The sequence below is a fragment of the Pseudomonas sp. WS 5079 genome (assembly GCF_012985465.1).
GTDB lineage: Bacteria > Pseudomonadota > Gammaproteobacteria > Pseudomonadales > Pseudomonadaceae > Aquipseudomonas.
This window is the reverse complement of the sequence record NZ_JAAQWN010000002.1, coordinates 471,337-497,716: the sequence shown is the minus strand read 5'-3', so window position 1 is coordinate 497,716 and position 26,380 is coordinate 471,337. Positions and strand designations below refer to the sequence as shown.

General features: G+C 61.0%; 20 protein-coding genes and 1 other RNA gene. 17 read left to right on the top strand and 4 right to left on the bottom strand.

The window, feature by feature from the left end; translation table 11 throughout:
- Window positions 1-120: 120 nt before the first annotated feature.
- From HBO05_RS06660 to HBO05_RS06630, 7 genes are all read left to right on the top strand, one after another.
- A complete protein-coding gene (locus HBO05_RS06660) occupies window positions 121-1,803 on the top strand; it encodes a fatty acid--CoA ligase (RefSeq protein ID WP_170056745.1) in 1,683 nt (560 codons plus the stop codon).
- A gap of 336 nt (window positions 1,804-2,139) precedes the next feature.
- On the top strand, window positions 2,140-4,011 hold the full coding sequence (locus tag HBO05_RS06655) for a DUF1302 domain-containing protein (RefSeq protein ID WP_170041750.1): 1,872 nt from the start codon (window positions 2,140-2,142) through the stop codon (window positions 4,009-4,011).
- Window positions 4,012-4,053: 42 nt separating this feature from the next.
- Window positions 4,054-5,418: a DUF1329 domain-containing protein gene (locus HBO05_RS06650; protein WP_169956372.1), complete on the top strand. Its 1,365-nt coding sequence runs from the start codon at window positions 4,054-4,056 to the stop codon at window positions 5,416-5,418.
- A gap of 256 nt (window positions 5,419-5,674) precedes the next feature.
- Window positions 5,675-8,413 (top strand): LuxR C-terminal-related transcriptional regulator, encoded by a 2,739-nt coding sequence (locus tag HBO05_RS06645; protein ID WP_172312107.1) that lies wholly within the window; start codon window positions 5,675-5,677, stop codon window positions 8,411-8,413.
- A gap of 72 nt (window positions 8,414-8,485) precedes the next feature.
- On the top strand, window positions 8,486-10,675 hold the full coding sequence (locus tag HBO05_RS06640; RefSeq protein ID WP_172312105.1) for an OsmC domain/YcaO domain-containing protein: 2,190 nt from the start codon (window positions 8,486-8,488) through the stop codon (window positions 10,673-10,675).
- Between the two features lie 12 nt (window positions 10,676-10,687).
- Window positions 10,688-11,332: an MBL fold metallo-hydrolase gene (locus HBO05_RS06635; RefSeq protein ID WP_172312103.1), complete on the top strand. Its 645-nt coding sequence runs from the start codon at window positions 10,688-10,690 to the stop codon at window positions 11,330-11,332.
- 166 nt (window positions 11,333-11,498) lie between these two features.
- Entirely contained in the window at window positions 11,499-12,260 is a 762-nt protein-coding gene (locus tag HBO05_RS06630; RefSeq protein ID WP_029297808.1) for an OmpA family protein, read from the top strand.
- 68 nt (window positions 12,261-12,328) lie between these two features.
- Here the strand turns inward: HBO05_RS06630 and HBO05_RS06625 are convergent, their stop codons facing one another.
- The 4 genes from HBO05_RS06625 to HBO05_RS06610 all read right to left on the bottom strand — a co-directional run bounded on the left by HBO05_RS06625 (window position 12,329) and on the right by HBO05_RS06610 (window position 15,787).
- Complete coding sequence (locus tag HBO05_RS06625) at window positions 12,329-12,910, bottom strand: BON domain-containing protein (protein ID WP_169956365.1); 582 nt, start codon at window positions 12,908-12,910, stop codon at window positions 12,329-12,331.
- Entirely contained in the window at window positions 12,907-13,500 is a 594-nt protein-coding gene (locus HBO05_RS06620; protein ID WP_003171862.1) for a phosphoheptose isomerase, read from the bottom strand. The genes HBO05_RS06625 and HBO05_RS06620 overlap by 4 nt, the downstream gene beginning before the upstream one ends.
- Before the next feature lie 104 nt (window positions 13,501-13,604).
- Window positions 13,605-13,976 carry a YraN family protein gene (locus HBO05_RS06615; RefSeq protein ID WP_172312101.1) on the bottom strand — a complete coding sequence of 124 codons (372 nt, stop codon included), beginning with the start codon at window positions 13,974-13,976 and terminating at the stop codon, window positions 13,605-13,607.
- Entirely contained in the window at window positions 13,976-15,787 is a 1,812-nt protein-coding gene (locus tag HBO05_RS06610; RefSeq protein ID WP_169956361.1) for a penicillin-binding protein activator, read from the bottom strand. Before HBO05_RS06610 ends, HBO05_RS06615 begins: the two co-directional genes overlap by 1 nt.
- A 219-nt stretch (window positions 15,788-16,006) precedes the next feature.
- Between HBO05_RS06610 and rsmI the strand changes: the two genes are divergently transcribed.
- The 10 genes from rsmI to murD all read left to right on the top strand — a co-directional run bounded on the left by rsmI (window position 16,007) and on the right by murD (window position 26,376).
- Window positions 16,007-16,879, top strand: a complete 873-nt coding sequence (gene rsmI, locus HBO05_RS06605; protein WP_169956359.1) for a 16S rRNA (cytidine(1402)-2'-O)-methyltransferase — start codon at window positions 16,007-16,009, stop codon at window positions 16,877-16,879.
- Between the two features lie 95 nt (window positions 16,880-16,974).
- An RNA gene (gene rnpB, locus HBO05_RS06600) (RNase P RNA component class A) lies at window positions 16,975-17,328 on the top strand.
- Between the two features lie 355 nt (window positions 17,329-17,683).
- Window positions 17,684-18,139 (top strand): division/cell wall cluster transcriptional repressor MraZ, encoded by a 456-nt coding sequence (mraZ, locus tag HBO05_RS06595; RefSeq protein ID WP_003171868.1) that lies wholly within the window; start codon window positions 17,684-17,686, stop codon window positions 18,137-18,139.
- Window positions 18,140-18,141: 2 nt separating this feature from the next.
- A complete protein-coding gene (gene rsmH / locus HBO05_RS06590) occupies window positions 18,142-19,083 on the top strand; it encodes a 16S rRNA (cytosine(1402)-N(4))-methyltransferase RsmH (protein WP_170041953.1) in 942 nt (313 codons plus the stop codon).
- Complete coding sequence (gene ftsL, locus HBO05_RS06585; protein WP_169956357.1) at window positions 19,080-19,373, top strand: cell division protein FtsL; 294 nt, start codon at window positions 19,080-19,082, stop codon at window positions 19,371-19,373. Before rsmH ends, ftsL begins: the two co-directional genes overlap by 4 nt.
- Window positions 19,373-21,115, top strand: coding sequence for a penicillin-binding protein 2 (locus HBO05_RS06580; protein ID WP_169956405.1), 1,743 nt, complete (start codon window positions 19,373-19,375; stop codon window positions 21,113-21,115). Before ftsL ends, HBO05_RS06580 begins: the two co-directional genes overlap by 1 nt.
- Complete coding sequence (locus HBO05_RS06575; protein WP_169956355.1) at window positions 21,115-22,578, top strand: UDP-N-acetylmuramoyl-L-alanyl-D-glutamate--2,6-diaminopimelate ligase; 1,464 nt, start codon at window positions 21,115-21,117, stop codon at window positions 22,576-22,578. The genes HBO05_RS06580 and HBO05_RS06575 overlap by 1 nt, the downstream gene beginning before the upstream one ends.
- Window positions 22,571-23,941 carry a UDP-N-acetylmuramoyl-tripeptide--D-alanyl-D-alanine ligase gene (gene murF / locus HBO05_RS06570; RefSeq protein ID WP_170056752.1) on the top strand — a complete coding sequence of 457 codons (1,371 nt, stop codon included), beginning with the start codon at window positions 22,571-22,573 and terminating at the stop codon, window positions 23,939-23,941. The genes HBO05_RS06575 and murF overlap by 8 nt, the downstream gene beginning before the upstream one ends.
- Window positions 23,941-25,023 carry a phospho-N-acetylmuramoyl-pentapeptide-transferase gene (mraY, locus tag HBO05_RS06565; RefSeq protein ID WP_029297824.1) on the top strand — a complete coding sequence of 361 codons (1,083 nt, stop codon included), beginning with the start codon at window positions 23,941-23,943 and terminating at the stop codon, window positions 25,021-25,023. Before murF ends, mraY begins: the two co-directional genes overlap by 1 nt.
- Before the next feature lie 6 nt (window positions 25,024-25,029).
- Window positions 25,030-26,376 (top strand): UDP-N-acetylmuramoyl-L-alanine--D-glutamate ligase, encoded by a 1,347-nt coding sequence (gene murD / locus HBO05_RS06560; protein ID WP_172312099.1) that lies wholly within the window; start codon window positions 25,030-25,032, stop codon window positions 26,374-26,376.
- Window positions 26,377-26,380 lie beyond the last annotated feature (4 nt).

Below are 26,380 nucleotides of genomic sequence, written 5' to 3'. Positions count from 1 at the left end.
CGCAAAGCTAGCATTCATCCGATTCTGCAAATCATTCCTTCGGCTGATTTGGCCGGCGTGCAAGGTCTCTACAGTGCAAATCCTTTAGCCAAGACCGTGCAGTCATAAAAAGGGATTCGTATGTTGCAGACTCGTGTTATCCCGCCCGCCGAAGGCGCGTACCAATACCCGCTGTTGATCAAACGCCTGTTGATGTCGGGCGCCCGCTACGAGAAAACCCGGGAAATCGTCTACCGCGACAAACTGCGCTACACCTACCCAACCCTGACCGAACGCGTCGCCCGCCTGGCCAATGTGCTGACCGCAGCGGGAGTCAAGGCCGGTGATACCGTGGCCGTGATGGACTGGGACAGCCACCGTTACCTGGAGTGCATGTTCGCCATCCCGATGATTGGTGCGGTGATCCACACCATCAACGTGCGCCTGTCGCCAGAGCAGATCCTGTACACGATGAACCACGCCGAAGACCGCTTTGTGCTGGTCAACAGCGAGTTCGTCGGCCTGTACCAGGCCATTGCCGGGCAGTTGACCACCGTCGACAAGACCCTGTTGCTGACCGATGGCGACGAAAAAACCGCTGACCTGCCCAACCTGGTAGGCGAGTACGAAACCCTGTTGGCCGCTGCCAGTACCCAGTACACCTTCGAGGACTTCGACGAGCACTCGGTGGCCACCACTTTCTATACCACTGGCACCACCGGTAACCCCAAGGGTGTGTATTTCACCCACCGCCAACTGGTGCTGCACACCATCGGCGTGGCGACCATCATGGGCAGCGTCGACAGTGTGCGCCTGCTCGGCACCAACGATGTGTACATGCCGATCACGCCGATGTTCCACGTGCATGCCTGGGGCTTGCCGTATGTGGCGACCATGCTCGGGCTGAAGCAGGTTTATCCAGGCCGCTACGATCCGGAATACCTGGTGGAGTTGTGGCGCAAGGAAAAGGTCACGTTTTCCCACTGCGTGCCGACCATCCTGCAGATGCTGCTCAACGCCAAGGCCGCCCAGGGTGTGGATTTTGGCGGCTGGAAGATCGTCATCGGCGGCAGTGCCCTCAACCGTTCGCTGTACGAAGCGGCCAAGACCCGTGGCATCCAGCTGACGGCGGCCTACGGCATGTCCGAGACCGGACCGCTGGTGTCCTGTGCCCACCTCAATGAAGAACTGATGGCCGGCAGCGAAGACGAACGCACCACCTACCGGATCAAGGCCGGTGTGCCGGGGCCGTTGGTGGAAGCCGCGATCATCGACGGCAACGGTAACTTCCTGCCGGCCGATGGCGAGTCCCAAGGCGAACTGGTGCTGCGCGCGCCATGGCTCAGCGAAGGCTATTTCAACGAGCCGCACAAAGGCGCCGAGCTTTGGGAAGGCGGCTGGATGCACACCGGCGACGTGGCCACCCTCGATGCCTTTGGCGTGATCGATATTCGCGACCGTATCAAGGACGTGATCAAGACCGGCGGCGAGTGGATCTCGTCCCTGGCGCTGGAAGACCTGGTAAGCCGTCACCCGGCGGTACGCGAAGTAGCGGTGGTCGGGATTGCCGACCCGCAGTGGGGCGAGCGCCCGTTTGCCCTGCTGGTGGTGCGCGAAGGCCACGGGATTGGCGCGCGCGAACTCAAGGAGCACCTCAAGCCGTATGTCGAGCAGGGCCACCTGAGCAAGTGGGCGATTCCAAGTCAGATTGCCATTGTTACGGAAATTCCCAAGACCAGCGTCGGCAAGCTGGACAAGAAGCGTATCCGGATCGACATCATCGAATGGCAGGCCAATAACAGCACCTTCCTCTCCACGCTCTGACCCCTCCAGCCGTGCCCGCCCGGGCACGGCAATGCTCTATTACAGGCCTTCGCCTTGTTATTTGCGTAATTTGAGCCATTCTCTTTCGCGTCAGCCCTCGCTGACATGGCGAAAGGGCTGTCGCAGACGGGTTGGTGATGCAAATCACACTTTAGAGGGATCAAGCGCTACCCCCCTGCTGGCTATAGTCCCTCCCAGAGTTTTTCAAGGATGCGGCGCTGCGGTCCTGGGTGGTCCGGCGGCAGTCTGGCATTGGAATCGTTGTATTCCGGCCGTTACAAGCGTGTTTGAAAAGGCTCACTGCCATAACAATAAAATGCACATGGAGTAGCGTCGATGACCTCAGTAAATCAGTTCTGGCGCCGGGCGAGATTGCCCCTGGCGGTCAGTCTTGCCTCGACCCTCGCCGGGCCCGCATTCGGCGTCAGTTTCAACATTGGTGAGGTCGAAGGCAGCTTCGACTCGTCCCTGTCGGTGGGGGCCAGTTGGGGCACGTCCAAGCCCAACAAGGACCTGATCGGTGCCAACAACGGCGGCAGGGGGCTGTCGCAGACCTCCGATGACGGCCACTTGAACTTCAAGCGTGGGGAGACGTTCTCGAAGATCTTCAAGGGTATCCATGACCTGGAACTGAAGTACGGCGATACCGGTGTGTTTGTGCGTGGCAAGTATTGGTATGACTTTGAACTCAAGGACGAAAGCCGCGAGTTCAAGGACATCAGCGACCACAATCGCAAAGAGGGCGCCAAGTCTTCTGGCGGGCAGATCCTCGATGCGTTCATCTACCACAACTATTCCATTGCCGATGCCCCGGGTTCGGTGCGTTTTGGCAAGCAAGTCGTGAGCTGGGGTGAAAGTACCTTTATCGGTGGCGGTATCAACTCCATCAACCCGATCGACGTGTCTGCGTTCCGTCGTCCGGGTGCCGAGATCAAGGAAGGCCTGATTCCGGTCAACATGTTCTACGTGTCGCAATCCTTGACCGATAACCTGTCGGCGGAAGCGTTCTATCAGTTGGAGTGGGACCAGACGGTTACCGACAACTGTGGGACTTTTTTCTCGCAGCCGGATGTTATTTCCGATGGTTGCAACGACAACCTGCGGGTGCTGAACAAGCGTTCGCAATTCCCGGCAACAGCGATCCCGTTCCTGACGTCCCAAGGGGTCGACATGAACGAAGAGGGTGTGAAAGTCGCCCGTGGACCTGACCGCGATGCACGTGACAGTGGGCAGTTCGGTTTTGCGTTTCACTACAACTTTGAACCGCTGGATACCGAGTTCGGTGCGTACTTCATGAACTATCACAGCCGTGCGCCGATTTTCAGTGGCCAGGGCGCCTCCCAGCGCGTGTTCAACCTTGCCAATAACCTTCCAGCCCCGTTGGCCGGCCTGGCGCCGGTTATTGTCGCGGGTAATTCCAACTATTTTGTTGAATACCCGGAAGACATTCGCCTCTACGGTTTGAGTTTCTCCACCACCTTGCCTACGGGCACGGCGTGGAGTGGTGAGTTGAGCTACCGTCCGAATGCGCCTGTACAACTCAACACCACGGATATCCTGTTTGCAGGTGTTACTGGGGTTAATGGGTATAACAACGCCTCGGTACTCAAGGGGCAGCCTGGGCAGGACTTGCATGGCTATCGCCGCAAAGAAGTCAGCCAATTCCAAACTACCTTTACGCACTTCTTCGATCAGGTCATGGGGGCAAGCCGCCTGACGACCGTGGGTGAGATTGGTGTGACGCATGTCGGGGGGCTTGAGAGTAAGTCTGACGCGCGTTATGGGCGTGACCCGGTGTTTGGGCCAGGCAGCTTGCCCGGCGGTTTCTGTAACCGTCTCAATGCTTCGACCTCCGCTGGTGCCGGGTTGGGTGGCAGTACTGCCGGCTTGAACACCAATTGCAACCAGGACGGCTACACCACCGCCACTTCCTGGGGTTACCGCGCCCGTGCGATCTGGGAATACCCGGACGTCTTCGCCGGTGTCAACCTCAAGCCAAGCGTGGCCTGGTCCCATGACGTCAAAGGTTACTCGCCAGGCCCTGGCGGCAACTTTGAAGAGGGCCGCAAGGCCGTCAGCCTGGGTGTGGATGCTGAATACCAGAACACCTACACCGTCAGCCTGAACTACACCAACTTCTTTGGTGGCGACTTCAGCACGGTGGATGACCGCGATTTTGTCGCCTTGAGCGCCGGCGTGAACTTCTAAGCACACTCTTTAAGCAGTCAGTATTTTCAGGAAGACCAGAACATGAAAATAACCAAAAGTCTGTTGCACGTGGGTGTGCTGGGACTGTCGATCATGGCCAGCAGCGTCATGGCGGCGGTCTCGGCGGATGAAGCCGCCAAGCTGGGCACCACATTGACCCCGATGGGCGCGGAAATGGCCGGCAACGCTGCCGGCACCATCCCGGCCTGGAAAGCCCTGCCGACCAACGCCGGCGCCGTGGATGCCAAGGGCTTCCTGGCCAACCCGTATGCCAGCGAGCAGCCGCAGTTCACCATCACCGCGCAGAACGTCGAGCAGTACAAAGACAAGCTGGCCCCGGGGCAGTACGCGATGTTCAAGCGCTACCCCGAAACCTTCAAGATGCCGGTGTACACCACCCATCGCGGCGCCACCGTGCCGCCGGAAGTGTTCGCCGCCATCAAGAAAAACGCCACCAGCACCAACCTGGTAGGTGGCGGCAACGGCCTGGAAAACTTCGAGACCGCGATTCCGTTCCCGATCCCGAAAAGCGGGGTCGAGGTGATCTGGAACCACATCACCCGTTATCGCGGCGGCAGCGTCACGCGCCTGGTGACCCAGGCCACGCCACAGGCCAACGGCTCGTACAGCCTGGTGTACTTCCAGGATCAGTTCGTGTTCCGCGACAAGATGAAGGACTACGACCCGAAAAACCCGGGCAACATCCTGTTCTACTTCAAGCAGCAAGTGACCGCCCCGGCGCGCCTGGCCGGTGGTGTATTGCTGGTGCACGAGACCCTGGACCAGGTGAAGGAACCGCGCGCGGCGTGGGTCTACAACGCCGGCCAGCGCCGTGTACGCCGGGCGCCGCAAGTGTCCTATGACGGGCCGGGTACCGCTGCCGATGGCCTGCGTACCTCCGACAACCTCGACATGTACAACGGTGCGCCGGATCGCTACGACTGGAAGCTGGAAGGCAAGAAGGAAATCTACATCGCGTCCAACAGCTACAAGCTCGACGATCCGAAGCTCAAGTACTCCGACATCATCAAGGCCGGGCACATCAACCAGGACCTGGCACGCTATGAACTGCGCCGCGTCTGGCACGTGGTCGCAACCCTGAAGGAGGGCCAGCGCCATATCTACGCCAAACGTGACTTCTACATCGATGAAGACACCTGGCAAGCGGCGGTGATCGACCACTACGACGGTCGTGGCCAGCTGTGGCGCGTGGCTGAAGCCCATGGCGAGAACTACTACGACAAGCAAGTGCCGTGGTACGCCCTGGAAACCCTCTACGACCTGCAGTCCGGCCGCTACCTGGCACTGGGCATGAAGAACGAAGAGAAAAAGGCCTATGACTTCGGCTTCACCGCCACCACCAAAGACTTCACCCCGGCGGCCCTGCGCCAGGACGGTGTTCGCTAACGTGCAGTAAACACGTTGGCCTCTGTAGGAGCTGGCTTGCCAGCGATCGCATCACCTCGGTCTATCTGACATACCGAGGCGATGCAATCGCAGGCAAGCCAGCTCCTACATTTGTTTGGGGGGCTGAACAACGCTGGTTATTTCTTGTTGTAGTCTTTTTCAGACAAATGTTGCAAAGATCTACAAAGCGACGGGTTTTAACGCTAGTCTGCGGACATCTGCAATGCCGACCACAGCCTACTACAAGAGCCCGGCGATGACTGATCTGTCCCCAATCCAAGGGCCTGCCAGTGCGGTAATCCCCACGCTGGAAGGGCGCTTCTATCGACCCCCACTGCCTGATGGCTATGTGCTGCGCCCACGCCTTTGCGAGCGCCTGAGCGCGGGCCTGGAGGGCCGTTTACTGCTGGTTAGCGCGCCAGCCGGGTTCGGCAAGAGCTCGCTGGCGGTGGAGTTCTGCCAAAGCCTGCCGGATCACTGGCAAAGCCTGTGGCTGGGCCTCAGTGCGCGGGACAGTGATCCGGGGCGTTTCCTTGAACGCCTGCTGGAGGGTCTGCAACAGTATTTCCCGCAGGTAGGCAGCCAGGCCCTGGGCCTGCTGAAAATGCGTCAGCGCCACCAACCGTTTGCCTTTGAAGAATGGCTCGATGGCTTGCTCGACGAATTGACCGTCCATCTATCCACACGCACGCCGTTATTACTGGTGCTGGATGACTACCACCTGGCCCAGGGGCCGGTGCTGGATCGCTGCCTGCAATTTTTCCTCAATCATTTGCCTGATGGCTTGTTGGTGCTGGTCACCAGCCGCCAGCGTCCCGACTGGCATTTGGCGCGGTTGCGTTTGTCCCGGCATTTGCTGGAGTTGCATGAGCAAGACCTGCGCCTGACCAACGACGAATCCCTGGCCTTGCTTGACCGCCACAGCAGTTCGTTGCGCGGTGAGGCACTGGACAACCTGATCCGCCGCAGCGAAGGCTGGGTGGCCGGCCTGCGCTTCTGGTTGCTGGCGGCCGCCGAAGCCGGCAGCGAGGCCAACCTGCCCCAAGGCCTGCATGGTGGCGAAGGGCTGATCCGTGACTATCTGCTGGAAGAGGTGATCGATTGCCTGCCGCCGGAAGTCCAGGCGTTCTTATACGACACCGCCCCCCAGGAGCGTTTTTGCAGCGAGCTCTGCGATGCGGTGCGCGAGGTCCATGACAGCGCGGAAATCCTGCGTTACCTGCAAGCTCATCAGGTATTCCTGGTGCCGCTGGACGAACAGGGTCACTGGTACCGCTATCACCACTTGTTTTCCGATTTGCTGCGCACCCGGCGCTCGCCGAATGCGATGCTGCCGGCCGCCAGCCTGCACTTGCGCGCCTGTCGCTGGTTCAATGCCCAGGGCTTGCTCGATGAAGCCGTGGAACAGGCCCTGCGCGCCGGGCATCTGGATGTAGCGGCGAACCTGGTGCAGAACCTGTCTGAGGAGCAACTGCTGGCTGAACAGAATGTCGGCATGCTCCTACGCTGGAAGATGGACTTGCCCGACAGCCTATTGATCAGCACGCCCCGCTTGATCGTGCTCTACAGCTGGGCGCTGGGGCTGGCCTGTCAGTTGGACGCCGCAGAAGAACTGTCCAGCCATCTCAGCCGCTTCCTGCCGGCACCGTCGGCCACGGCGCAGAAGTCGATGCTCGCCCAGTGGCTGGCCCTCAGTGGCATCATTGCCCGTGGGCGCGGCAACCGCGAGCTGACCCAGCTGTATTGCAGCGAAGCCCTGGAAAGCCTGCCGCTCAAGCGTTACGGCCAGCGCTTGATGTGCCTTTCGACCCTGTCGAACCTGGCCATCGTCGACGCCGACCTGTGGCGCGCACGCGGCTTGAATCGCGATTCCCTGGAGCTGGCGCAACGCGTCGGCAACCCGCTGTTCGAGGCCCTGGCCCATTACGATCGGGCGCGGGTGCTGCAGGCGCGCGGGGAAATCCTGCGCTCCCTGGACGAGGTACGCGAGGGCCTGCAACGCTTGCAGGGCCTGGCGCCTCAGCGCCTGTATGCGGTGCGTGCGCGCCTGTCGCTGTACGAAGGGTTCCTGCTGCTGATGCGTTGCCAGCCCGAAGCCGGGCTGTTGCGCCTGCGTGCCGGGTTAGCCGAGGCTCGCGCCTGCCGGGATATCAGCGTGTTGATCGGCCACTGTGTCATCGCCAACCTCGAGGGGCGCCGTGGCGATTTCCCCAAGGCCTTTGCCGAGCTGGCCGAAGCCGAGCGGCTGATGCATATCTGGGATGTGCCGCCGATTTACTACCTGGCCATGATCACATTGATCAAATGCGAGTTGTGGCTGGCCCAGGGCCGTACGGACCTGGCCGATGCCTGGCTGGCGCGGCTGGGGCAAACCTACAACGGCGACCAGGCTGCCGCCGCCCCGGAGTTTCATCCACATCTGCCGCAACATATCGAATTGCAGCAGGCGGCCCTTGATGCCATTCGTGGCCAAGCCGAAAACGCCCTGCGCCGGCTCGATGCACTCGCCCGGCAAGCTGAAGGCAAAGGCCAGCAGATGATCGCAGTGATGGCCCTGAACCAGTACGTGCTGTTGTTGCTGGATGACGGTCAGGCTGCATCGGCCCGCCCGGTTTTTGCCCGCGCCCTGCAAGTGGCGAGCGGCGGTGCGTTGCAACCCTTCCAACGTTTGCTGGAACGTTATCCGGACTGGATGCGTGAGCAACTGGGCCACGCGCCGAATGACCTGCTGCGGCAAAGCTTGTGGGCCTTGCTGCCGGTAGTTGCCCTGCGCGAGCCGATCGAAATCACCCACACCGGCGAAACCTTGAGCGCCCGTGAGCTGGCGGTGCTGCAGTTGATCGCCCAAGGGTGTTCCAACCAGGAAATCAGCAACCAACTGTTTATCTCGCTGCACACCGTCAAGACCCACGCCAGCCATATCAACAGCAAACTGGGAGTGGAACGCCGTACCCAGGCCGTCGCGCGGGCGCAGGAGATGGGGTTGTTGGGGTAAGGGGGAGACTTGCGCCGCAAAAGCCGGATAATGGCGGCCAATTCGTTTGCTCCGCTATTCTGGTAATCCCGCATGGAAATCAAGGTCAATTTTCTCGACAACCTCCGGCTTGAAGCCAAGTTCGACGACTTCACCGTGGTGGCCGACCAGCCGATTCGCTACAAGGGCGATGGCTCGGCCCCCGGTCCGTTCGACTACTTCCTGGCTTCGTCGGCGTTGTGTGCGGCTTACTTTGTGAAGTTGTACTGCAGCACGCGCAATATCCCCACGGACAATATCCGCCTGTCGCAGAACAATATTGTCGACCCGGAAAACCGCTACAACCAGATCTTCAAGATTCAAGTCGAGTTGCCTGCCGATATTTCCGATAAGGATCGCCAGGGCATCCTGCGCTCCATCGACCGCTGTACGGTAAAGAAAGTGGTACAGGCCGGGCCTGAGTTTGTCATCGAAGAGGTAGAAAACCTCGACGCCGACGCCCAGGCGTTGCTGATGCCGGCTTCTGCGTCAGACACGGGTACCTATATTGCGGGCAAGGACCTGCCGCTGGAGCAGACCATCGCCAACATGTCGGCCATTCTTGCGGGCCTGGGCATGAAGATTGAAATCGCTTCGTGGCGCAATATCGTGCCCAATGTCTGGTCGCTGCATATCCGCGATGCCCATTCGCCGATGTGCTTTACCAACGGCAAGGGCGCGACCAAGGAAGGCGCACTGGCGTCGGCGTTGGGCGAGTTTATCGAGCGCCTGAACTGCAACTTCTTCTACAACGATCAATTCTGGGGCGAAGACATCGCCAACGCGGCGTTTGTGCACTACCCGGACGAGCGCTGGTTCAAGCCGGGCCGCAAAGACGCGCTGCCGACTGAAATTCTCGATGAGTACTGCCTGAAGATCTACAACCGCGATGGCGAGTTGCGCGGTTCACACCTGATCGATACCAACTCCGGCAATGAAGAGCGTGGCATCGTCTCACTGCCGTTTGTGCGCCAGTCTGACGGCGAGGTGGTGTATTTCCCCTCCAACCTGATCGAAAACCTGTACCTGAGCAACGGCATGAGTGCCGGTAACACCCTGGCCGAGGCGCAGGTGCAGTGCCTGTCGGAGATTTTCGAGCGCGCGGTAAAGCGCGAAATCATCGAAGGTGAATTTGCCCTGCCGGATGTACCGGCCGACGTGCTGGCCAAATACCCAAGCATTCTCGCCGGTATCCAGGCCCTCGAAGAGCAGGGCTTCCCAGTGCTGGTCAAGGATGCGTCCCTGGGCGGCGAGTTCCCGGTGATGTGCGTGACCCTGATGAACCCGCGCACCGGCGGCGTATTTGCCTCGTTTGGCGCCCACCCAAGCCTGGAAGTGGCGCTGGAGCGCAGCCTGACCGAGTTGCTCCAGGGCCGTAGTTTCGAAGGTTTGAACGACTTGCCGCAGCCGACCTTTGAGGGGCATGCGGTGACCGAGCCGAACAACTTTGTCGAACACTTCATCGACTCCAGCGGAGTGGTGTCGTGGCGTTTCTTCAGTGCCAAGTCCGATTACGCGTTCGTGGAGTGGGATTTCTCCGGCCAGGGCGAAGACTCGAACGCCGAGGAGGCTGCCACCCTGTTCGGCATTCTCGAAGGCATGGGCAAGCAGGTCTACATGGCGGTGTACGAGCATATCGGCGCCAAGGCTTGCCGGATCCTGGTACCGGACTATTCGGAAATCTATCCGGTGGACGACCTGATCTGGGATAACACCAATAAGGCGCTGTTCTTCCGCGCCGATATCCTGAACCTGCACAGCCTGGATGAAGAGGGCCTGCAAGCGCTGGTCGAGCGCCTGGTGGAAAGCGAACTGGATGACTACACGGATATCACCACCCTGATCGGCATCGAGTTCGACGACAACACCGCCTGGGGCCAGTTGACGATCCTGGAGCTGAAGCTGCTGATCTATCTCGCCTTGCAGCAGTTTGAAGAGGCGAAGGAAGCGGTAGAGATGTTCCTGCAATACAACGACAACACCGTCGAACGCGGCCTGTTCTACCAGGCGGTGAATGCAGTGCTGGAGATGCAGTTGGACGAGGATTTGGAACTGGAAGACTACGAGGCCAATCTCCGCCGGATGTTTGGCAACGAGCGCATGGACGCCGCCATTGGTTCGGTGGATGGCAGCGTGCGCTTTTATGGCCTGACCCCAACCAGTATGAAGCTGGAAGGGCTGGACCGGCACCTGCGGTTGATCGACAGCTACAAAAAACTGCACGCGGCACGGGCCAACAGCTAGAAGGGACTCCTTATGCAAATCACAACTCCTGGACTGATCCGTGAAACCTTCCCCGTCGGCCCGTTGCAGTGCAACTGCACGATCATCGGTGACCCGATCAGCAAGAAGGCCATCGTGGTCGATCCGGGCGGCAACCATGAGCTGATCCTGGCACGCCTCGACGTACTGGGCTTGAAGGTGGTGAGCATCATCCACACCCATGCGCACCTGGATCACTTCCTGGCCTCCGGCCAGTTGAAAGAAAAGACCGGCGCCACGCTGCACCTGCACAAGGAGGATCAGTTCCTGTGGGATAACCTCGAAATGCAGTGCCAGATGTTCGGTGTGCCCTACACCCCGGTGCCGTCGCCGGATCGCTGGCTGGCCGATGATGAAGAGCTGGCCTGTGGCCGCGGCGTCGCCTTGCACACGCCTGGGCATACGCCGGGCTCGATGAGTTTCTGGTTTGCCGATGCCAAGCTGCTGATCGCCGGCGATACCTTGTTCCGGCGCGGGGTAGGGCGCACGGATTTGTGGGGCGGCGACCAGGCGACCATCGTGCGGTCGATCAAGCAGCGGCTTTATACCCTGGACGAAGGGGCGACCGTGGTGACCGGGCATGGCCCGGATACGCGCCTGGGGGATGAAATGCGCGAAAATCCGTTTGTCAGGGCCTGACAGCGTGAGGCTCTGCTAGGGTTTAGGTGAGCGTGCCGGCGTTTATCTTTTGTCACAGGTGCGCGGCGGAGTACGGAATTTTTACCGTTTGTCGCGTTCCAAACTCGGCACAGGTCCATTGCCAATGTCCTCTGCATCACAGAATGCAAAAGTAGGAGCTTCCTTCATGTTCACTTCGCGTCGTCTGCTTGTTGTTGCTACCGCGGTAGCCCTATTGTCGGGCTGTGCTTCCCCTAACCCTTACGATGGCAGCCAGGGACAGGCGGACAACGGTTCGCAAGGCATGAGCAAAACCGCCAAATACGGCGGCCTCGGCGCGCTGGCGGGTGCGTTGGCCGGTGCCGCCATTGACCATAACAACCGTGGCAAAGGCGCGCTGATCGGCGCAGCGGTAGCCGGTATCGGCGCTGCGGGTTATGGCTATTACGCTGACCAGCAGGAAAAGAAACTGCGTGAAAGCATGGCCAACACCGGCGTCGAGGTGCAGCGCCAGGGTGACCAGATCAAGTTGATCATGCCGGGCAACATCACGTTTGCGACCAACTCCGATGCTATCGCCAGCAGCTTCTACACCCCGCTGAACAACCTGGCTGGGTCACTCAAGCAGTTCAACCAGAACACCATCCAGATCGTCGGCTACACCGACAGCACCGGCAGCCGCCAACTGAACATGGACCTGTCCCAGCGTCGTGCGCAAAGCGTGGCCAATTACCTGACGTCCCAAGGTGTCAGCCCGACCAACCTGACCACCCGTGGTGCCGGCCCGGATAACCCGATTGCCAGCAACGCCGACGTCAACGGTCGTGCGCAGAACCGTCGCGTGGAGGTCAACCTCGGCCCGATCCCCGGCCAGCAGTATGGCCAGCCTGCGCAGCAACAGCAGCAGAACAACCAGTTCCAAGGCAATCCGTACCAGCAGTACCAGTAACCGTCAGCCAATAAAAAGGGCGCCGTGCAGTCAATGCACGGCGCCCTTTTTTGTGGCTGGCGATTACATCAGTCGATGTATTCGAACAGTTTCACAATTTTCTGTACCCCGGACACACCCTGTACCAGGTTGGTGGCGCGGGTGGCTTCCTGCTGGGTCAGCAGGCCCATGAGGTAGACGATGCCGTTGTCCGTCACAACCTTGATCCGCGAGCCGGGAATTGCGCTGTCGGTGAGCATCTGGGCCTTGATCTTGGTGGTCAGCACGGCGTCATTGCTGATTGCCAGCAGGGTGATGGGCTGCGCGACCTGCAGTTCGTTGTGGACCTTTTTCACCCGTTGCACGGTTGAGGCTGCCTGTTCGGCTTGGGTCTTGAGGTCGGCGCGCGGGGTTTGCCCGGCGAGCAGCACGATGCCGTTGAAGCTGGTCACGACGATACGCGATGCGCCGTTGCCCAGGTCGGGGGCGGCCTTGGCGACGTTGACGCCGACCTTGGTCTCGATCAGCGAGTCATCGATCTTGCTGCCAAAAGTGCGTGTGCCACGGTCGTCCTGGATAGGGGTGTCGCGGGTCGCAGTGATGGCCGAGGTGCAGCCGCTGATAGCGAGGCACAGCGTGATGGCTATAAGGCTGAGGCGGTTAACGGTCATTCTTCACTCCCGAACAGTTGGCTGTCGATCAGATCGCACAGGCAGTGGATCGTCAGCAGATGGACTTCCTGAATACGTGCAGTGACATTGGCCGGGACGCGGATCTCCACATCCTCGGGTAGCAGCAGCGAGGCCATGCCGCCGCCGTCGCGCCCGGTCAATGCTACGACAATCATTTCGCGATCATGTGCGGCCTGGATCGCCTGAATAATGTTCGCCGAGTTGCCGCTGGTGGAAATAGCCAGCAACACATCGCCCGGTTGGCCGAGGGCGCGGATTTGTTTGGAAAAAATTTCGTTGTAGCTGTAGTCGTTGGCGATCGAGGTGATCGTCGACGAATCGGTGGTCAAGGCGATAGCCGGCAGGCTCGGCCGCTCGCGCTCAAAGCGGTTGAGCAGTTCGGAGGAAAAGTGCTGGGCGTCGCCGGCCGAACCACCGTTGCCGCACGAAAGCATTTTGCCTTCGTTGAGCAGGGCGTTGACCATGACCTGGCTGGCTTGCTCGATGTGCGGTGCAAGTACGTCCATCGCCTGTTGCTTGGTATCGATACTGGCCTGGAAAAGCTGGCGAATTCGGGATTGCATGTCCATCTGTGTGACCTTAAGTAGCGCGGCTGTATGGCACACGAATGTGCAGCCCGCAAAGCAAAGAGCAAAAGTGTGCGGTGAAGATGTCTGATCGGTACCGGTAACACTCAGCCGTCGAAGGCGTTGCGCAGCCAGTGCAGATCAGCGGTTCCGTGGGGGGTGCTTTGTATGGCAACCACATCGAAACGGCAGGGGGAGTCAGCCCAGCGACACTCACTGAGCAGGAAAAACTGCGCGGCGAGTATCAGCTTTTGACGTTTGCGCTCGTCGATACTGGCGAGCGCACCACCCCATTGTGCGTATTTTCTGTAGCGGACTTCGACAAATACTACTGTATCGCCGTCAAGCATGACCAGATCAAGCTCGCCGCGTTTACATAACCAGTTCTGCGCCAGCAGGCGCAGACCCTGTTGCTGCAAGTGTTCAAGAGCTTGTTGTTCGGCATCCTTGCCGCTTTGGGCGCTGGAGCGTGGGGGCATCAGCGCGGGGTATCGGGCAGGCGTTCGACCTGGCCACTGACAAACTTGGCCCAAGGCATCTGGCGTTCGATCCGCTGGCTCGGGCTCATGCCCAGGTTGCCGGAAAGACCATCGATACGGGTATCAGGCAGTGCCTTGAGCTGACCCAGGCGCGGCGCCAGGCGGTAGGCATCCACGCCCATGGCGTACAGGCGGCCCAGGCTGCCATTGGCTTGTGGCCATTGGGCGGTGACCTGGTTGCGCAGTGGATCGGTGGTGTTGAGCAGCCACGGCGTTTCACAGAACATGATGCCGTTCATGTCGTTGTACTGGTTCTTGTCGCCGCTGGCACTGAACACGTGGGAAGTGGCATACACCGGCACATCGCCTGCGTACTGGAAGTTCAGCGTTGGCTTGATCTGCTGGGCCTGTTGCGGCGTCACGGCGAGGAAGATGAACTCGATGTCCTGGCGACGCGATGGCTGTGCCGCGACATCCGCGCCAACCGTGCTTTGCAGGCTCTTGGCGCGACCTTCGCTCTGGCGCAGCTTGAACAGGTCGGCGATTTGCTGGGCCAAGGCCACAGGCTGGTCGACATGTTCGACCCCAATCAGGGTGCCGCCATTGGCTTCCCAGTCCTGGCGGAAGGCCTTGAGCACGCGGTCGCCCCATTCGCCTTTCGGCACCATGGCCGCCGCGCGGTGCAGGCCGTCGGCGCGGGCGCGACGCGACACTTCGCGGGCTTCGTCCTCGGCAGCCAGGCCGAACTGGAACAGTTGCGCGGGGGCTTGGTCGCCTTCGCTGTAGTTCAGGGCCAGGGTGGTGATGGGCAGTTGCGGGCGGGCGCTGAGTTGTTTGACCAGCGGCTTCTCCAACGGGCCGATGACCAATTGCACGCCGTCAGCCTGGGCCTTTTTGTAGAACTCATCGATGGAGCTGACGCGCGAGCTGTCATAGAACTCGATGACCGGCGGCTTCTGCCCGGCCTGTTGCGCCTGGTAGTGCGCGGCCATGAAGCCTTCACGCAGGGCCTTGGCCACGCTGGCCAGCGGGCCTTGTTGCGGCAACAGCAGGGCGATCTTGTTCAATGGCTGGCTGGCCAGTTCCTTGAGCCGGGTCAGCGGCATCGGCAGTTGCACTGCCGCCGGGTGCGCAGGGTTCTGCGCACGCCAGGTGTCGATGGCGGCTTGCTGCTGCTCCAGGGTGCCGGCGTTCTTCACGGCCTGGGCCAGGCTGATCCAGCCGTCGAGGACCGGGTTGCCGCTGGCCTGCAACTGCTCGCCAGGCACGGCGGCAATCAGGCTCCAGATGGCTTCATGGTTGCTGGTGGCGGCATCGCCCGTGAGCAACGGGGCCATGGCCACGCGTTCGCGGGCGGCAGCCAGGGTCTGGCCGTCGGCTTCATAGGCGCGGGCATGCACGGTGCCGGTGCGGACCTGCTGCTCCGGCGGCAACTCCTTGAGGCTTTGCAGGCTCGGATGGCTCAACGCCGTCAACGCAGCCTTGGGCTGGTTGCGGGTCATGGCCAGTTCTGCCGACAGGGTGCTGGCAAAAACCTGGGCGGCAGGCTTGAGGCTGTCCAGTGGCACTTGCGCGAGGATCTGCGCGGAGCGTCCTGGATTGTTCTGGTGGAAGGCCATGTCTGCCGCGCTCAGGCGCAGCAGTGCAGCTTTTTCCGGGGTCTTGGCCGAGGTCGCCTGTTCGAGCAGTTGCTCGATGGTGGCATCCGGGGTCCGTGGGAGTTCGCCAAGGCTTGACGAGGGCGAGCTTGCGCAAGCCGCCAACAGGGCAGCCAGGCAAAGGGCAGAGAACAGCCGCAGGCAAGCGATCATGTAAGTGTTCCTGATACCGATCAAATTAGCGTGGAATTGTACCCAAGCACTGGCCGGGGCGCGATGTTACTGGCGTGAAACCGTCTATTTAGATCGTTTAAATGTTGCAGGGCGTCAGTAACCGCCGCAAACAGACCGTCTGGACGCGACCCCGTCGGCGCATTTTCTTGACGTCTACGCGCTACAATATGGCTTTTGCCAATCATCGAGGTGTGCGCTTTGACTGCTCCAGGTCCTTTGAATTCCACTGCTGGCTCGCTTTTTGTGGTGGCGACGCCCATTGGCAACCTGGACGACATCAGTGCGCGGGCGCTGAAAGTGTTGCGTGAAGCCAAGTTGATTGCGGCCGAAGACACCCGGCACTCGCTGCGCCTGATGCAGCACTTCGGTATCGCCACGCCCCTGGCGGCCTGCCATGAGCACAACGAACGTGACGAAGGCAGCCGCTTTATTACCCGCCTGCTCGCGGGCGATGACGTGGCGTTGATCTCCGATGCCGGTACCCCGCTGATCTCCGATCCTGGTTATCACCTGGTCCGCCAGGCGCGGGCCGCAGGTATCAATGTAGTCCCGGTTCCCGGGGCGTGCGCGTTGATTGCAGCCCTTTCGGCGGCGGGCTTGCCGTCGGATCGTTTTATCTTCGAAGGTTTCCTGCCGGCCAAGGCCGTAGGGCGCCGGGCGCGCCTGGAGTTGTTAAAGGAAGAGCCGCGCACCCTGATCTTCTATGAAGCGCCGCACCGTATCCTTGAGTGCCTGCAAGACATGGAACTGGTCTTCGGTGGCGAACGCCTGGCCTTGCTGGCGCGGGAGCTGACCAAGACCTTTGAAACCCTCAAGGGCCTGCCGCTGGAAGAGCTGCGTGGGTTTGTCGAGGGCGACAGCAATCAGCAGCGTGGCGAGTGCGTGGTGCTGGTTGCGGGCTGGACGGCGCCGGAAAGTGAAGATGCCGTGGGTAGCGAGGCCATGCGCGTGCTGGACCTGTTGCTCAAGGAAATGCCGCTCAAGCGTGCCGCAGCCCTGGCCGCAGAAATCACCGGCGTGCGCAAGAACGTGTTGTATCAGGCCGCACTTGATAAACAAAAGAGCGAATAGTTCCTGGGTTTAACGTGCACGACGTCGGAACATGATGGCAATGCTGTCTTTTAATACTTGTTCTAAGGCGCTCGTGCCGTTAACCTTCGCGGCGGAGAGTCGATTGGACAGTCGCTGCCCTCTATGAAAATTAGGGGGGGGAGGAAAGTCCGGGCTCCATAGGGCGAAGTGCCAGGTAATGCCTGGGGGGCGTGAGCCTACGGAAAGTGCCACAGAAAATAACCGCCTAAGCACTTCGGTGCCGGTAAGGGTGAAAAGGTGCGGTAAGAGCGCACCGCGCGACTGGCAACAGTTCGTGGCTAGGTAAACCCCACTTGGAGCAAGACCAAATAGGGTTCCAAGGCGTGGCCCGCGCTGGAACCGGGTAGGTTGCTAAAGATGTCCAGTGATGGCCATCGTAGACGAATGACTGTTCAAGACAGAACCCGGCTTATAGATCGACTCTCCACCTTTTTTCCTTCTGCACGAGTCTCGGGCAGAAACCAGGTAGTAACGCAAGAATCCCTCCCTGCCAAATCATTGGCAGATGCGTCTTCGTAATACCGAAAAAATCTTACTCTTAATAAATTACTTTAAGTTCAAGCTCTAGCTCTTTGAGCTATTTGGGGTTGTTGAGTCAAAAACATCGCCGAACTCTCGTTTCTCCTCCTTTTGCGCTCCTAAATCTCCGTTCTGTAAGGCTTTTCCTTTAATCCGCGCCTTGACGGTGTGGTGGGCGCATTCCTATAGTGTGCGCAAGTGGCGGAAAGTGGCACAAAGTGGGTTTTTTGAACGTAAAACGCTAAAATTTGGAGAAACGCATCTGTGTTTCGCGGAGCTAACGCTATAAGTCTCGATGCAAAAGGCCGTCTCGCCATGCCGAGCCGGTATCGTGACGAGCTCATTTCGCGAAGTTCCGGGCAATTAATCATCACGATTGATGCCGTTGATCCCTGTTTGTGTGTTTACCCCCTCGATGAGTGGGAGTTGATTGAAACCAAGTTGCGCGCTCTGCCTTCGTTGCGTGAAGAAAACCGTCGCCTGCAACGTTTGCTGATTGGTAATGCCGTCGATCTCGAACTCGATGGCAGTGGTCGTTTCCTGGTTCCACCGCGTCTGCGCGAATACGCCAAGCTCGATAAGCGCGCGATGCTGGTAGGCCAACTGAACAAGTTCCAATTGTGGGACGAAGATGCCTGGGATGCTGTGTCTGCAGCTGACCTGGCTGCTATTCAACAACCGGGCGCCATGCCTGATGAACTGCGTGATTTGATCCTGTGACTATTGATAGCGGCTTTAACCACATCACCGTGCTGCTTGACGAAGCCGTCGAGGCTCTCGCCGTGCGCCCTGATGGCTGCTATCTGGATGGCACGTTCGGGCGCGGCGGGCACAGTCGGTTGATCCTCAGCCAGCTCGGCCCGCAGGGCAAGCTCCTCGGGTTCGACAAGGATCCCCAGGCGATTGCCACCGGGCAAGCGCTAGCGGCCGAAGACGGCCGCTTTGTCGTTGTGCAGCGCAGCTTTGCCGAGCTGGGCGCTGAAGTCGCCGAGCGGGGCATGGCGGGCAAGGTGGCCGGGGTCTTGCTGGACCTGGGCGTGTCGTCGCCGCAGTTGGACGACCCTGAGCGCGGCTTCAGTTTCATGAATGATGGCCCGCTGGACATGCGCATGGACCCGAGCCGTGGCATCAGCGCCGCGCAGTTCATCGCCACCGCACCTCACGAAGAAATCACCCGTGTGTTCAAGGAATACGGCGAAGAGCGATTCGCCGGCCGCATGGCGCGTGCCGTGGTCGAGCGCCGGGAAATCCAGCCGTTCGAACGCACTGCCGACCTGGCCGAAGTGCTGAAAGTCGCCAACCCGGCGTGGGAAAAGGGCAAGAACCCGGCAACCCGTGCGTTCCAGGGCCTGCGCATTCACGTCAACAACGAATTGGGTGACCTTGAGGCCGGCCTCGAGGCTGCCCTGGAATCCCTGGAAGTGGGCGGTCGCCTGGTGGTGATCAGCTTCCACTCCCTGGAAGACCGCATCGTCAAATTGTTCATGCGTCGCCTGGTCAAGGGCGAGACCGATAACCTGCCGCGCAACCTGCCGGTACGTTTCGAAGCCTTTGTGCCGAAAATCAAAATCCATGGCAAAGCGCAGTTCGCCTCCGAAGCCGAACTCAAGGCCAACCCACGTGCTCGCAGCGCCGTCATGCGCGTTGCGGAGAAGCTGCGGTGAGCAAGCTTTTCGCCAAGCCCCTGCCGGGCGGCAGCTTCTTTATGTTGCTGCTGTTTGTCGGCGTGCTGGTGTCCGCGATTGCGGTGTCCTACAGCGCCCACTGGAATCGCCAGTTGCTCAATAGCCTGTACGGCGAGTTGAGCGTGCGCGACAAGGCGCAGGCGGAGTGGGGCCGGTTGATCCTGGAACAAAGCACCTGGACGGCCCACAGCCGCATCGAAGTGCTGGCCGCCGAACAGCTGAAGATGCACATTCCTGGCGCGGCTGAAGTCCGCATGGTGGCGCCATGATGAAACTCGAAGGCGCACTCTACCCGTGGCGCTTCCGCGTCGTGCTGGGCTTGCTCGCACTGATGGTGGGCGCGATTGCCTGGCGCATCGTCGACCTGCAGGTGGTGGACCGCGACTTCCTGATCGGCCAGGGCGATGCCCGTAGCCTGCGTCATATCCCGATTCCTGCGCACCGCGGCCTGATCACCGACCGTAACGGCGAGCCCCTGGCTGTCAGTACCCCGGTGACCACCCTGTGGGCCAACGCCAAGGAACTGCAAGTGGCCAAGGACAAGTGGACCGAGCTGGCCCACGCCCTCGGCCAGGATCCCAAGGCCCTTAAAGAGCGCCTTGAAGCCCAGGCCAATAAAGAATTCATCTATCTGGTTCGCGGCCTCACCCCTGAACAGGGGCAAGGCGTGCTCGACCTGAAAATCCCCGGTGTCTACGGCATCGAGGAATTCCGGCGTTTCTACCCGGCCGGCGAGACCACTGCCCATATGGTCGGCTTCACCGACATTGATGACCATGGCCGCGAAGGGGTGGAACTTGCCTACGACGAATGGCTGGCCGGGGTTCCCGGCAAACGGCAGGTCATCAAGGATCGACGCGGCAGATTGATCAAGGATGTCCAGGTCACCAAAAACGCCAAGGCCGGTAAGCCCTTGGCGTTGTCGATTGACCTGCGCCTGCAATACCTGGCCAATCGTGAGCTGCGTAACGCCATCATTGAGAACGGCGCCAAGGCCGGCAGCCTGGTGATCATGGACGTGAAGACCGGTGAGATCCTCGCCATGGTCAACCAGCCGACCTACAACCCGAATAACCGTCGCAACCTGCAACCGGCGATGATGCGCAACCGCGCGATGATCGACGTGTTCGAGCCGGGTTCGACCATGAAAGCCATCTCCATGAGTGCGGCCCTGGAGTCCGGGCGCTGGAAGCCGACCGACAAGGTCGAGGTCTATCCCGGCACCCTGCAACTGGGCAAATACACCATCCGCGACGTATCCCGTAGCGAAGGCCCGGTGCTGGACCTGACCGGCATCCTGATCAACTCCAGTAACGTGGGCATGAGTAAAGTCGCCTTTGATATCGGCGGCGAGACCATCTACCACCTGGCGCAGAAGATCGGCCTCGGCCAGCCCACGGGCCTGGACTTCCCGGGCGAGCGCGTCGGCAACCTGCCCAACTACCGTGAGTGGCGCAAGGCCGAGACCGCGACCCTGTCCTACGGCTATGGCCTGTCGGTGACCGCGATCCAGCTGGCCCATGCCTTTTCCGTGCTGGCCAACAATGGCCGCATGACGCCATTGAGCCTGATCCACGTTGACGAAGCGCCGAAATCCGAACAGGTCATCCCGGAAAACGTCGCCAAGACCATGCAGACCATGCTGCAACAAGTGATCGAGGCGCCGCGCGGCGTGTTCCGTGCCCAGGTGCCGGCCTATCACGTGGCCGGCAAGTCCGGTACGGCGCGTAAGACGTCGGTGGGCACCAAGGGCTATGCCGAAAACTCCTACCGTTCGCTGTTCGCCGGCTTCGGCCCGATGAGCGATCCGCGTTACGCCATCGTCGTGGTCATTGATGAGCCGAGCAAGGCCGGCTACTTCGGTGGCCTGGTCTCGGCTCCCGTATTCAGCAAAGTCATGTCCGGCACCCTGCGCTTGATGAACATCACGCCGGACAACCTGCCGCCGACCCAACAAGCCAACGCCGGACCACCGGCCGCTGCTGTAAAAGCCAATGGAGGGCGCGGCTGATGTCTCTTAGCCTGAACAAGATTTTCGCCCACGCTGGTCGCGACCTATTGATTCGTGAACTGAGCCTGGACAGCCGTAACGTACGCGCCGGCGACCTGTTCCTGGCTGTGCCGGGCGGCAAGTTCGATGGCCGTGCGCATATCGCCGACGCCTTGCAGCGCGGCGCGGCGGCCGTGGCCTATGAAGTAGAAGGCGCCACCGTATTGCCGATTACCGATGTGCCGTTGATTCCGGTCAAAGGCCTGGCGGCGCAGTTGTCGGATATCGCCGGGCGTTTTTATGGCGACCCGAGCCGTCAACTCAACCTGGTCGGCGTCACCGGCACCAACGGCAAGACCAGCGTCACCCAACTGGTGGCCCAGGCGCTGGACCTGCTAGGCCAGCACTGCGGCATCGTCGGCACCCTGGGCACCGGTTTCTACGGCGCGCTGCAAAGCGGCCTGCATACCACGCCGAACCCGATCGCCGTGCAGGCGACCCTGGCCGACCTGAAAAAGGCCGGGGCCAAGGCCGTCGCCATGGAAGTGTCGTCCCACGGCCTGGACCAGGGCCGGGTGACTGCGCTGGCGTTCGACGTGGCGGTGATGACCAACCTGTCCCGCGACCACCTGGACTACCACGGCAGCATGGAGGCGTACGCCGCCGCCAAGGCCAAGCTGTTCGGCTGGACCGATCTGAAGTGCCGCGTCGTGAACCTCGATGATGCATTCGGTCGCCAACTGGCCGCCGAAAAAAGCGAAGCGCGCCTGATCAGCTACAGCCTGGAAGATTCCAGCGCCTACCTGTATTGCCGCGAAGCCCAGTTCAACGATGAAGGCGTACTCGCAACGCTGGTTACGCCCCAGGGCGAACACCATCTGCGCAGCACCTTGCTCGGTCGCTTCAACCTGAGCAACGTGCTCGCAGCCATCGGCGCCTTGCTGGGCCTGGATTATGCCCTGGATGAAATCCTGCGCGTATTGCCCAAGCTCGAAGGCCCGGCCGGGCGCATGCAGCGCCTGGGTGGCGGGACGCAACCGCTGGTGGTGGTCGATTACGCCCACACCCCGGATGCCCTGGAAAAAGTCCTCGAAGCCTTGCGTCCTCATGCCAGGGGCAAGTTGTTGTGCCTGTTCGGCTGCGGCGGCGACCGCGATCGCGGCAAACGCCCGCTGATGGCCGAGATCGTCGAGCGCCTGGCCGACGGCGTGCTGGTCACCGATGACAACCCGCGCAGCGAAGCGCCGAGCCAGATTTTCGACGATATCCGCGCAGGCTTCAAAGACGCCTCCCAAGTGACTTTTGTTGCCGGCCGCGCCGACGCCATTGCCCAGTTGATTGCCAGCGCCAGCGCCGACGACGTGGTAGTCCTGGCCGGTAAAGGCCATGAGGACTACCAGGAAATCAACGGCGAGCGCCATGCCTTCTCCGATCTGGTCGAGGCCGATCGCGCCTTGACCGCATGGGAGGTGGCCCATGCTTAAGGCCATGCAGTTCAGCGAACTGACCCAGGCTTTGTCGGCCCGTGTGTTGTCGAGTGATTGCAGCTTCGACGGCGTCAGTATCGACAGTCGCAACATCAAGCCGGGGCAACTGTTCGTCGCCCTGGCCGGCCCGCGCTTCGACGGGCATGACTATTTGAATGAGGTGGCCGCCAAAGGCGCGGTCGGCGCCCTGGTGCAGCGTGAAGTCACTGACTCGACACTGCCGCAGTTGCTGGTGGCCGACACCCGCCTGGCCCTTGGCCAGCTGGGTGCACTGAACCGCGCAGCGTTCACCAACCCGGTGGCGGCGATCACCGGTTCCAGCGGCAAGACCACGGTCAAGGAACTGCTCGCCGGTATCCTGCGCACGCGCGGGCCGGTGCTGGCGACCCGTGGCAACCTCAACAATGATTTTGGCGCACCGCTGACCCTGCTGGAACTGGCCCCGGAACATACCGCCGCCGTGATCGAGCTGGGCGCGTCGCGCATTGGCGAAATTGCCTACACCGTGGCCATGACCCGGCCACACGTTGCGATTATCAACAACGCCGGTACCGCCCACGTTGGCGAGTTTGGCGGCCCCGAGAAGATCGTCCAGGCCAAGGGTGAAATCCTTGAGGGGCTGGACGCTTCCGGCATCGCCGTATTGAACCTCGATGACAAGGCCTTCGAAACCTGGCGTGTACGTGCCGCCGGGCGCAAGGTCCTGAGCTTCGCCGTGCACAACGCCGCAGCCGATTTCCATGCATCGAACATCACGCTCGACGCCCGTGGCTGCCCGGCCTTCACCCTGCACAGCCCGCAAGGTGACGAACACGTGCAACTGAACCTGCTGGGCAACCATAACGTTGCCAACGCCCTGGCCGCCGCCGCCGCTGCTTACGCCCTGGGCGTGTCGCTGTTCGGCATTGCCACCGGCCTTGGCGCAGTGCAACCGGTCAAGGGCCGTACCGTGGCGCAACTGGCGAGCAACGGCATGCGCGTGATTGACGACACTTACAACGCCAACCAGTCCTCGATCTGCGCTGCCATTGACCTGCTCAAAGGCTTCGACGGTCGCAAGGTGCTGGTGCTGGGGGATATCGCCGAGCTGGGCGAATGGGCCGAACAGTCCCACCGTGAAGTCGGTGCCTACGCCAGTGGCAAAGTCGACGCCCTCTACGCCGTCGGTCCGAACATGGCCCATGCCGTCGCCGCTTTCGGTTTGGGCGCGCGGCATTTCGCGAGCCAGGCCGAGTTGATCCAGGCGCTGGGCGCGGCCGAACAAGACAAACACACAACTATTTTGATCAAGGGATCGCGCAGCGCGGTGATGGAAAACGTCGTCGCGGCCTTGTGTGGCTCAAGTACGGAGAAACATTAATGCTGCTGCTGCTGGCTGAGTATCTGCAACAGTTCCACAAAGGCTTCGCGGTCTTTCAGTACCTGACCCTGCGCGGGATCCTGGGTGTGCTGACCGCGCTGTGTTTGTCGCTGTTTCTCGGGCCATGGATGATCCGTACCCTGCAAAACCTGCAGATCGGCCAGTCCGTGCGCAATGACGGCCCACAGTCGCACCTGTCCAAGTCCGGCACACCGACCATGGGCGGTGCGTTGATCCTGTCGTCCATCGGCATCAGCACCTTGCTCTGGGCCGACCTGGCCAACCGCTACGTCTGGGTGGTGTTGCTGGTGACCCTGCTGTTCGGCGCCATCGGCTGGGTCGATGACTACCGCAAGGTGATCGAGAAGAACTCCAAGGGCCTGCCAAGCCGCTGGAAATACTTCTGGCAGTCGGTGTTCGGCCTGGGCGCGGCGATCTTCCTTTATATGACTGCGCCAAGCGCGGTGGAAACCACCCTGATTTTCCCGATGCTCAAGGACGCCAGTATCCCGCTGGGCATTGGCTTCGTGGTGCTGACCTACTTTGTGATCGTCGGCTCCAGCAACGCGGTCAACCTGACCGATGGCCTTGATGGCCTGGCGATCATGCCGACCGTCATGGTGGGCGGCGCCCTGGGCATCTTCTGCTACCTGTCGGGTAACGTGAAATTCGCTGAATACCTGCTGATCCCGTATGTACCGGGCGCGGGTGAATTGATTGTGTTCTGCGGCGCGCTGATCGGTGCCGGGCTGGGCTTCCTGTGGTTCAACACCTATCCGGCCCAGGTGTTCATGGGCGACGTCGGCGCCCTGGCGCTGGGTGCGGCCCTGGGCACCATTGCCGTGATCGTGCGCCAGGAAATCGTCCTGTTCATCATGGGCGGCGTGTTCGTGATGGAGACCCTGTCGGTGGTGATCCAGGTTGCGTCCTTCAAGTTGACCGGCCGCCGCGTGTTTCGCATGGCGCCGATTCATCACCACTTTGAACTCAAGGGCTGGCCGGAGCCACGGGTGATCGTCCGTTTCTGGATCATCACCGTGATTCTTGTGCTGGTTGGCCTTGCCACCCTGAAACTGAGGTAGAAACGAGTGTCCCTGATCGCTTCAGACCACTTCCGCATCGTTGTCGGCCTCGGCAAGAGCGGCATGTCCCTGGTTCGCTTCCTGGCGAACCGGGGCACGTCGTTTGCCGTGGCCGATACGCGGGAAAATCCACCGGAGCTGGTCACGCTGCGCCGTGACTACCCGCACGTGGAAGTGCGTTGTGGCGAGTTGGATGTCGAGTTTCTGTGCCGTGCCGACGAGCTCTACGTGAGCCCCGGCCTGGCCCTGGCGACCCCGGCCCTGCAAGCGGCAGCGGCGCGTGGCGTGAAGTTGTCCGGCGATATCGAACTGTTTGCGCGTAACGCCAAGGCGCCCATCGTGGCGATCAGCGGTTCCAACGCCAAGAGCACCGTCACCACCCTGGTTGGCGAAATGGCGGCTGCGGCCGGCAAGCGCGTGGCCGTGGGCGGTAACCTGGGTACGCCGGCGCTGGATTTGCTCAGCGACGATATCGAGCTGTACGTCATGGAGTTGTCGAGCTTCCAACTGGAGACCACCGATCAACTCGGCGCCGAAGTGGCCACCGTGTTGAACGTCAGCGAAGACCATATGGACCGCTACAGCGGCCTGCCGGCTTATCACCTGGCCAAGCACCGGATCTTCCGTGGTGCGCGCCAGGTAGTGGTCAACCGCCAGGATGCCCTGAGCCGTCCGTTGATGGGCGAGGGCCTGCCATGCTGGACCTTCGGCCTGAGCAAACCCGATTTCAAGGCCTTTGGTATCCGTGAAGAGAATGGCGAGAAATACCTGGCCTTCGAATTCCAGAACCTGATGCCGGTGCGTGAACTGAAGATCCGTGGCGCCCACAACCAGTCCAATGCCCTCGCGGCGTTGGCGTTGGGGCATGCGGTCGGCTTGCCGTTCGACGCGATGCTGTCGAGCCTGCGCACCTTCGCCGGCCTCGAACACCGCTGCCAGTGGGTGCGCGACCTGGATGGCGTGAGCTACTACAACGATTCCAAGGCCACCAATGTCGGCGCCGCGCTGGCCGCCATCGAAGGCCTGGGGGCCGATATCGACGGCAAACTGCTGCTAATCGCCGGTGGCGATGGCAAGGGTGCCGACTTCAAGGACCTCAAGGGCCCGGTGGCTGCTCATTGCTGTGCCGTGGTGCTGATGGGTCGTGACAGCGACTTGATCGCCGCCGCCCTGGGTGACGCGGTGCCGCAAGTGCGCGCCACCTCCCTGGACGATGCCATCGCTCAGTGCCGCGCCCTGGCCCAGCCCGGCGATGCGGTGCTGCTGTCGCCGGCCTGCGCCAGTTTCGACATGTTCAAGAACTACGAAGAGCGCGGCCAGTTGTTCGCCCGCGCCGTGGAGGGCTTGGCATGAGTCT